A 9,410-nucleotide genomic window follows, 5' to 3' on the forward strand; every position below is an offset into this window, starting at 1 on the left:
CAAAATTAAGGTGATAAAGCGTATTTCTTTCGGCTATCGCTGTTTCCGACATTTTAAAACTCGGATTCTGATCACCCAAAATTTAATGACAATGAAAAAAGCTTAGAGGAATCGAAGTTCCTCTAAGCTGTGCGGTTGCATATACCAGGAAAGTCACAAAATTTTTTCACCAACACTATTTGACAAAGAACCATAAAAAGTTGTATTTGAATGTATTTTGAATGTAATTTTTTTCGGAATTTTATTATGACTCTTTCAAGATATTTAAGATTTGCTGTTTATTGCATAATAAAAGTGCAGACTAGTGCAACGAATTTGTACAGAGTCTAGCACTTTTTTTAGTGCAATAAAAAAAAAGACTTGCCAGCCACCCCAAGTCCCTCTACTGTAAAAGTGTCGAATTTTACCAGTGGTGGTTTGAAAGGATGCTAGCAATGTCTGAAATTAATTGTATCAAAACTTTAAGAAATGAAAAAGGATTGTCTATTTCCAAAATTGCAGAAACTATGAATGTGAATTGGCGTACCGCCAAGAAGTATGGTGATGGCGATCAATTACCTCAAGAAAAAAAGCATATTAAAAAAGGGATGATGTATGAAGAGAAATGGGGACAAATCGTTATAGACTGGCTTGAGGAAGATCTCAAGTTAAAGAAAAAACTTCGTCGAACAAACAAAAAAATTGTTGAAGATTTAAAAGAGATGGGCTTTCAAGGGTCCTATAGAACAGTTTGTAATTTTATTCAAGAATGGCGTGCCAGAGAAGATGATGAAATCAGTAAAGGACATGAGCGATTAGACCATCCAGAAGGAGAAGCACAATTAGATTTTGGCGTAATGGAAGCTGTGCAAGACGGAGAGATTGTCGATGTTCATGTTTTAGTGATGACGTTCCCGGCAAGTAATACAGGGTTTGCGATACCGATGCCTGGAGAAAATTTAGAGTGTTTCTTAGGTGGATTACAAGAACTGTTTAAGCAAGCTGGTGGAGTGCCCCTTAGTATTCGAATTGATAATTTAACACCTGCGGTCAAAAAAGTACGTAACGGTGATACAGAAGCTGAATTAACAGAAGCATTTCGCCATTTTCAAAACTATTATGGCTTTAAGGTACAAGTGTGTAATCCATCGAGAGGTAATGAAAAAGGAAATGTGGAAAATAAAGTGGGTTATGTTCGATATAACTTCTTCAGCTTACCACCAGTTATAAAAGACTTTGAAGATTTAACGGAGAAACTAAAGAAACAATTGAAGGACGATCGTAATCGACTACATTATGAAAAGGGAGAACTCATTGAGGATTTATGGCAACAAGAGCAAAAGCAATTAAACAAATTACCAAAAGAGCCGTATCCAGTATTTAAACAATTTCCAATCAAGTTTAATAAATATAATGAGTTTAAATTGGATAAGCATTTAATTCATGTGCCTAGAGCGCGTAGTTATGTACAGTTATATTGCATTACGTATTGGGATTCATTCAAAGTGATTACAAATGAAGGAGAAATTTTATTATCAGATGCAAGACCATATATGAAGAAACGACGTTTCATTCCTTGGAAAGATATATTAAAAGATTGGTTGAAAAAGCCCCTAGTAGTTGATTATTCACGATATTCAGGTTACTTACCAACTCGTATAAAGGAATATTTAACGGTCCCTTCTTACTCATTGAGAAAACAACGAATAAATGAATTGATTACACTTTTAATAAACCATGATATGAAGGAGATTAATCAGAACTTTTACGAATTAATTGGAAACAACACAGAAGAACAAGAACATCCTTACGGTGTAAAATGGACTGATTATGATGCACTATCTCCAAAAGGAACGGGGGAATCTGGTCATGAATAATGCCATTTTACAATTGTGTAAACAATTGCGATTAGCATATATCGCTGAAGCAATACACGAAGTTCCATTTACAACACCGGAAGAATATATTTACCAGCTTTTATTAAAAGAACAAGAAGGTAGAGAACAAGCAAAAGTTGCAAGAAATTTAAAAAATGCCCGATTTATCGATATGAAAACATTAGAGAGCTATGAATGGCACAAAGATATTTGTTTACCTAGCCATCTATCCAAAGAAGAGTTGGTGCAACTTGATTTTATTCGAAAAAAAGAGAATGTCATTTTAGTAGGAGCACCTGGAACAGGTAAAACACATTTAGCATCCGCACTTGGTAGAAGAGCTTGTGAACAAGGTTTTGAAGTACGCTTTTATCGAGTTTCGCATCTAGTTGAAGAATTGGAACAGGCTTTGAATATAGGGAAACTAAAGCAATTTAGAAAGAAGTTAGAAAAAAATGATTTAATGATATTGGATGAAATGGGTTATCTTCCAATTGGAAAAGAAGGAGCAGAGTTACTTTTTCAAATTATTTCAGAGTTTTATGAACAAAAAAGTTTGATTATTACGTCAAATTTAGAGTTTAGTCAGTGGAATCGTATTTTTTCAGATTCGCGTTTAACGGCAGCTCTGGTGGATCGATTAATTCACCATGCCCACATCATCTCTTATACGGGACAGAGCTTCCGTTTAGCGAATGCATTGTCGAGAAAACAGTAAAAATAATGGGTGGCAACACTCTGCATTTTTCATTGCAATTCTCTGCACTTTTATCTTGCAAAATACAACTCGTTTGATGTCCTCAGGTAATTTAAGTGATTGTAAAGCTGTGATTCCATTATTGAAAAAACTTCATCACTTAGGAAACGGTCAATTTACAATAGCTATATTTGATGCTGGTTATGATGTTGAACCTATTTACCGTCAAGCCGTATCACAGTCCATGCGAGTCGTGATTCCTTACAACGTTCGCCGAGAAGGAGAATATATAGGATTCGATGAACATTTTCGTCCAACCTGTGTGCGTGAACATAGTTACCAATATGACAGTTTTNTGCTTTATCAAGAACGTACAGCAGTCGAACGCGTAAACGCTTATTTAAAGGAATACTTTCAATTTGTAAACGCTAAAATAGAATCAACAGAATTTGCTCATTTGGATTGAACACTTTTTCACTATTCAATACACTTCTAGTAAACTAGTAGTTTTAGTTTATTGGAGGCTGTACTAATGGAGGAGAAGTTAGTGTTATATGTAGATATTCACCGCTTGCATGATAGGAAATTACGAATTTCACAAATTGCAAAGCAGTTAAAAATTTCTCGTAATACAGTTTATAAGTATTTAAGTATGACATTTGAAGAAGCGGTTGAAGAATTTGGTCCAATTGAGCGAAAGAAAAAATTAGATCCCTATCGGGATTGGATTGTGAATTGGTTACAAGAATATCCAAGTATCAGTGGAGCGCAAATTTTAGATTGGCTTCAAGAAAGGTTTCCTGACATTGTAGTTGGAGAAAGCACTGTTCGAAGATATGTCAATGAAATGAGAGAAATCTATCATATTGAAAAAACAAATGAACCTAGAGAATACGAAGCAGTTGTCGAGCAACCACCAGGCAAACAGATGCAAGTTGATTGGGGCCAAACAATTCAGAAAAACACTCAGAAAAAAGAAATAAAGCTTTATTTTATTGCCTTTGTGTTGGCTCATTCTCGGCAAAAGTATATGGAGTGGCAGGACCGTCCTTTTACTACACAGGATACCATTCGTTGTCATGAAAATGCATTTCGATTTTTTGAAGGAGTAACCGAAGAAATTGTTTATGGTCAAGACAATCTAATTGCAGTGAATGAAAATGCAGGAGACATTATTTTAACAAAAGAATTTCAAAAGTATGTAAAGGAACGAAAATTTAAGGTTTACCTTTGTAGAAAGGCTGATCCAGAATCAAAAGGAAAAATTGAAAATGTAGTGAAGTATGTGAAAAAGAATTTCGCTCTTCATCGTGTTTTTTCAACGATTGAAGATTGGAATGAAAAAGCGTGGAAATGGCTAGAACGAACGGGTAATTACAAAGTGCATCAAACCATAAAAAAGAGACCTTTCGAAGTGTTTCTCCTGGAAAAGCAACACTTACGAAAAATCTCTTCACCGCTTTCAGAAGTTGAAAGCAACCCTACAGAAATTATAACAAGGAATGTGAATAAGGACAACACGATTCGTTTTCAATCGAATCGATATTCAGTGCCGATTGGCACATACACGAAGTGTCCTCAAGTGAAGCTACAAATCAACGGGCAACAACTAATCATAGTAAACTCAACTACAGGTGAGATTCTTGCCAAACATACAATTAGTTCAGAAAAAGGAAAGCTGATTAAAAATACGAATCATACGAGAGATCGTTCTAAATCAATAGAAGCACTTAAACGACATGTATTGAACCTTTTTCAAAGAGAAGAAAAAGCAAAACAGTATATTGAGGAAATTTGTCATATTTATGGGCGTTATCGCCGTGACCAATTACTTTTATTAAAAAAAGTAGCCGAAGAGAATCCCCAATGGATTTCAGCTGCACTTGAGAAGTGTATGGGTGAAAAATTGTATAGTGCGAATGCCTTTCGTGATGTTGTGGATTATTTAAAACGGCAACAATTGCATCCCATTCCCAAAATTCATGTAGCATCCGCCACCTCTGTTTCAATACCTGTAGAAACAAGAGATTTGAAGGACTACATTCAACGAATGGGAGGAAATATGCATGAGTAAGAGTGTCACGGAAATTCAACAAGCCTTTAAACAATTGCGGTTAGCAGAGACAGCGGAGGAGCTCCCCGAGCTCCTTCGCAAAGCAGAGCAATCCTCATGGACATATTTAGAATTTTTAGAGGAGCTGACTACATTTGAATTAAAAAGGCGCGAAGAAAAAAGTATTCAAAAGCGATTAAACTGGGCTCGTTTTCCATTCCATAAACCGATCGAAACGTTTGATATAAACGAGCAAACAGCGATTACAGAACGTCAGTTAAAACAGCTCCGGGAGTATCAGTGGATTGAACAAACTTACAATATCATCTTGCTTGGTCCGCCAGGAGCGGGAAAAACATTATTATCGGTTGGTTTGGGAATTGAAGCGATTGAAAAAGGATATCAAGTATATTTTGTCACCATGGGAGATTTAATTGTTTTTGTCAATATAAAATTGAGCCACTTACTGAATGAAATTTACAAAATGGAGAATTTGGAGTGAGGAGATCATGCCTTGGAGAGGGACATTATCCTCTCACTCCTTGTGGATTGATTATTATTCTTCTGTTTTTCGATGTTTTAAACTTTCTCTGAAACGATAGGGTTCACCATTAAGCAAAAGGATATGTGCTTTATGAGTTAAGCGATCTAGTAATGCAGTCGTAATTTTTTCATTACCAAACAGATTTGTCCATTCAGAGAATTCTAGATTAGTTGTAATCATTACACTGCCACGTTCATAACGATTGGAAAAGAACTGAAACAGTAATTCGACTCCAATCTTAGAAAACGGAACATACCCTAATTCATCCACGATGATTACATCATATTTGAGCCACTTGTTTTCAAATGCACCTAGCTTATGTTCGTCGTTGGAGATGAGTAATTGTTCCACTAATTCGTAGGCAGTTGTAAATTTTACTTTGTAGCCGTTCAGAATCATTTCCATCCCAAGAGCGATTGCGAGGTGAGTTTTACCAGTACCACTATTGCCTAAGAAAATAATATTCTCTTTCCTTTCCACAAACTCACCTTTTGCAAGTTTCATCAATCGATTTTTGTTTAAACTGGGCATTAAGCTAAAATCATAGGTTTCTAATGTTTTATTAATGGGAGAAACAAGCCTACAGGCTTCAAATCGTTGTTCTGGGAGAGGATGAAGGTATTCTTTTTCTTTTTCCCACATTTCAACAACTAATTCGTTGGAATGAGGAACTTTTCTTTCCTTAGCATCTTCAAAACACCAATGGAATAAGTATTCATTTAATTCTTCAATCGATTGAACTTCAGGTTCAGGCACCAAAGCATTTCTTCGTACATAACCAACGGAACCTTCAACTCGTCCTTTTTCATTACCTGAGCTAGGATTACAGAATTCTGCTTTAAAGAGATAATGGGTTTGTAAAGCCAGAAATGATTCCTGCTCTAAGTGATTTCTTCCTTGAAGAATTTTCTGCACAGATGTTTTTAAATTATCAAAGAGTCCTTCTGTAGGGATACCTCCAAAAAATTCAAACGCATGAACAAAGCCATCTAAGAAAGCCTCTTGTTTTTCGTGGAGATACGCTCTGACAAAACGTACACGACTTGCCGAAAGTTGAGCGTAAAAGAGGAAAACGCGTCGTTTTTTACCCTGAAGAATAATATCCGCCTCTCCCCAGTCGAATGGGAATTGGTGGCCGAGTTGGAATTCAAGTGGAATGAAGACTTCTTGTAGTACTTTCTTGCGTTCTCTCACAATTTTTCTAATGTTGGATTCAGACTCCTTAAAACCATATTCACGAACGAGCCTTCGATGAATATTCGCAGCTGTATGTCTCTGTTTTCCCCATCGTTTGAAATCTTCTTCAAGCCATTGATCGATAATAGGCAATATTCGTTTCGTTTCACTTGAGAATTCCTTCTTTCCATAGGACTTTTCACGTTGAATAATGGTTGGTGGCTGATTCGATTTCAAATATTTACTTACAGTATTTCTTGAGATGCCAAGTTTATTAGCTATTTTTCGTTGAGATAAACCTTCTACCTCATATAGATATTTGATAATATGAAATTGAGCCATCTTAATCATCCTTTTTTATCTCTCCTTCGATTGAGTATTCGGAATTACTCAATCTTAAGAGGGAAGATAAAAATTGGAAATAGGGTGGCTCATTTTATATGTAATCGAAAGCCTTAAAAATGGCTCAAAATTAAATTATCAAATACATTCGGTATCAGCAAATGTTTTATGTGACGAAAGCGAAGCGACAGTCACAATGTGTGACGTCCTACTAATTCCAAGAAGTACCTATTATCATCACATAAAGAAACGTGAAGATGATGAAAGACAGGCTGAAGAAGCTTATTTACAAGATTTTTAAGCAAAGTCGCAATAACTATGGTACTCGTAAAATCAAAAAAGAATTAGAAAAGAAAGAAAAGATTGTTTCAAGTCGCCGAATTGGTCGAATCATGAAGCAGTTAAATTTGGTGTCAAACTATACGGTTGCCTATTACAAACCACCGAAAAAACAAAGTAATGAAGCCAAAATCGCCAATATTTTAAACCGAGCATTTCAACAAGAAAAGAAACTCTCTGTACTGGTCAGTGATTTAACATACGTACGTGTCGGAAAAAGGTGGAACTATGTATGTTTATTTGTCGACCTGTTCAATAGGGAAATTGTAGGTACAAGTGTAGGACTAAACAAAGATACCAACTTAGTCTATAAGGCGTTAAGTAGCATTCAAGGGAATTTAATGAATGTCCAATTATTCCATACAGATCGTGGTTCAGAATTTAACAATCAATTAATCGTTGAAGCAATTGAAACATTTTGTATCCAGCGATCTTTAAGTACCAAAGGATGTCCATATGACAATGCCGTAGCAGAAGCAACATTTAAAAGTTTCAAAATTGAATTTGTGTATCAGAAAACCTTCCAAACACTTGAACAACTCACCATCGAAATGTGGGATCATGTTAACTAGTGCAATCACATACAAATTCATGAAACATTAGGTTATTTAACACCAGTAGAGTATAAGCAAAAATATGGGCAAAGCAAGGGATAAGAAAACATCTAATTGAAGAAAGGCTTTACATGGAGAGGTGGGCATGACTGCCTTGATTGGCAGAGCCAGCCATATTATAAAGCTGGTTCCTTGGCTCGAGAGTCATGCCCGTAGAGGCTCCATGTCAAGCCACTTGGAACATAAGAAATTTTTAAGGAGAGCAAGAATTCTTAAACTAGGCCAACCCTTATAAATATTGTTCAATTTAATGTTGACATTCCACTCCTTCCTTGTGATAAGGATGATGATATTTTGATGTTACCATAACAAGAGAAAAGTTTTTTAAGAGAATATTAATATAAAAATTGAGGCTGTTCAGAAAGTGATTGACTTTCTGGACAGTCCCTTCCTTTTTACAAAAAATTGGTGCTGGTTTTTCTCACCAACACCACATATTGAAGAGTCATAATAAAAAGCCATCTATTAATGAGAGATGATTTTTTATCTATATTATTTAATAGGGACCATTTCACTTTCTGGGCAGCTGCCTCTGCAATTATATATGAAAATAGGTTAGATGGCATTTAAAAAATAGTTCAAATAATAAATAATACTTATTTTTTTCTTAAATATAATCCTTCAGTTGTAGTAATCATCTCAATAAGCTTTCTAGATTTTTCATCTTGATAATATAGAGAAACTATTAATTCATTTACCCAAGCAATCACCTTTAATTCTGGTAAATAGATTATAGTTTGTTCATACCCTCTAAGGCTCAGTTTTAAGAGACATGCTAATTCTATGGGGGTATTAACTTGAATGAATAGATAATCCTTAATTTTTATAAGGTAATTTCTTTCTTCCTCAGAGAGGTAATCTGGTAATCTTTTTGAGAAGTAAAAAGAGCTTTGTACCCATAACGGACTATAGCAGGACAATATTGTTAAAGTATTGATATATTTTCTTTCAACTTCAAAATATTCATTTACTGTTTGCTCTTTTCGAGTAAAAAAAACATCTAGTGGAGAAAACCATTCCATAGTTTTATTAATTATCATTGGAAAACGATCTATCAATACAAAATTTTCTGGATATAAATTGAAAAGCTCTTCTTCATTAATAAATCCATCACTATCAAATGGAATTGAAAGATTAAATGAAGCAATTATTTCTTTATATGTCATATTATTATAGTTCTCTTTCAATTTATAATAAACACCACTTTTCTATCTTAATATCTATTCAATATTTTTCCTTTTTCATCTAATGAAGCAACAGTATTTCCTTTATTATCTTTTAGTTTCCATTTTCTACCTCCATGTCCTGCTGTATCTTTATCTATTTGCCATCCCGTTTTTGGATCTTTATAGGCAGTTTTCCCATTTACTTTATCGGTAAATTTACCCAAATCTACATAACCATCATTATTTAATAGTTTTTTTGGAATTGCTTTGTATGCTATATTAATATTTTCAACTAAAGTTGGTTCTTTCAACCATAATTGATAAACTCCAGCTGCTACAGTTAATCCTGCTGCTGCCCAAACATAATCAGAGATAGCAATTGCTGGTACTACAAGTAATGGTAAAGCAGCAGGCTGTACTGAGTTATCCGTTTCAACTAAGAACTCTTTTTCGTTTACTATGAAAGATTCCTTTTCTAAGTTATTATTTTCCTGAGCTGGATCTACGTCAAGTTTTTGGACACAAAAAGATTAAGTTTTTTTGCACAACAACCATTCATGGATTGTTCCACATCCCAAGTAGATTGTCAAAGTGAAAAGAGCCTTTGACAATCTACTTGGGAC

9 protein-coding genes are annotated in these 9,410 nt (G+C 34.8%); 6 read left to right on the forward strand and 3 right to left on the reverse strand.

Annotation, left to right across the window (positions count from 1 at the left end; genetic code table 11):
* Positions 1 to 425 precede the first annotated feature (425 nt).
* The 5 genes from istA (ACFPOH_RS08015) to ACFPOH_RS08035 all read left to right on the forward strand — a co-directional run bounded on the left by istA (ACFPOH_RS08015) (position 426) and on the right by ACFPOH_RS08035 (position 5,108).
* Positions 426 to 1,856 (forward strand): IS21 family transposase, encoded by a 1,431-nt coding sequence (istA, locus tag ACFPOH_RS08015; RefSeq protein WP_016839615.1) that lies wholly within the window; start codon positions 426 to 428, stop codon positions 1,854 to 1,856.
* Entirely contained in the window at positions 1,849 to 2,574 is a 726-nt protein-coding gene (istB, locus tag ACFPOH_RS08020; protein WP_016839616.1) for an IS21-like element helper ATPase IstB, read from the forward strand. Before istA (ACFPOH_RS08015) ends, istB begins: the two co-directional genes overlap by 8 nt.
* A gap of 76 nt (positions 2,575 to 2,650) precedes the next feature.
* Positions 2,651 to 3,019 carry a transposase gene (locus ACFPOH_RS08025; RefSeq protein ID WP_390309356.1) on the forward strand — a complete coding sequence of 123 codons (369 nt, stop codon included), beginning with the start codon at positions 2,651 to 2,653 and terminating at the stop codon, positions 3,017 to 3,019.
* An 81-nt stretch (positions 3,020 to 3,100) separates the two neighbouring features.
* Positions 3,101 to 4,627, forward strand: a complete 1,527-nt coding sequence (gene istA, locus ACFPOH_RS08030) for an IS21 family transposase (protein ID WP_338010068.1) — start codon at positions 3,101 to 3,103, stop codon at positions 4,625 to 4,627.
* Complete coding sequence (locus ACFPOH_RS08035) at positions 4,620 to 5,108, forward strand: ATP-binding protein (protein WP_016839619.1); 489 nt, start codon at positions 4,620 to 4,622, stop codon at positions 5,106 to 5,108. Before istA (ACFPOH_RS08030) ends, ACFPOH_RS08035 begins: the two co-directional genes overlap by 8 nt.
* Before the next feature lie 54 nt (positions 5,109 to 5,162).
* Here the strand turns inward: ACFPOH_RS08035 and istA (ACFPOH_RS08040) are convergent, their stop codons facing one another.
* Entirely contained in the window at positions 5,163 to 6,668 is a 1,506-nt protein-coding gene (gene istA, locus ACFPOH_RS08040) for an IS21 family transposase (RefSeq protein WP_390309354.1), read from the reverse strand.
* A 257-nt stretch (positions 6,669 to 6,925) separates the two neighbouring features.
* Here istA (ACFPOH_RS08040) and ACFPOH_RS08045 point away from each other — a divergent pair, with 257 nt between their 5' ends.
* Entirely contained in the window at positions 6,926 to 7,579 is a 654-nt protein-coding gene (locus ACFPOH_RS08045) for an IS3 family transposase (protein ID WP_016839622.1), read from the forward strand.
* Between the two features lie 638 nt (positions 7,580 to 8,217).
* On the opposite strand, the gene ACFPOH_RS08050 is transcribed toward ACFPOH_RS08045, so the two are convergent.
* Together ACFPOH_RS08050 and ACFPOH_RS08055 are read right to left on the reverse strand one after the other, a co-directional pair.
* Positions 8,218 to 8,787, reverse strand: coding sequence for a hypothetical protein (locus tag ACFPOH_RS08050; RefSeq protein ID WP_016839623.1), 570 nt, complete (start codon positions 8,785 to 8,787; stop codon positions 8,218 to 8,220).
* Between the two features lie 47 nt (positions 8,788 to 8,834).
* Complete coding sequence (locus ACFPOH_RS08055; RefSeq protein ID WP_390309355.1) at positions 8,835 to 9,098, reverse strand: hypothetical protein; 264 nt, start codon at positions 9,096 to 9,098, stop codon at positions 8,835 to 8,837.
* Positions 9,099 to 9,410 lie beyond the last annotated feature (312 nt).

Source organism: Ureibacillus suwonensis (assembly GCF_042655065.1).
GTDB lineage: Bacteria > Bacillota > Bacilli > Bacillales_A > Planococcaceae > Ureibacillus > Ureibacillus suwonensis.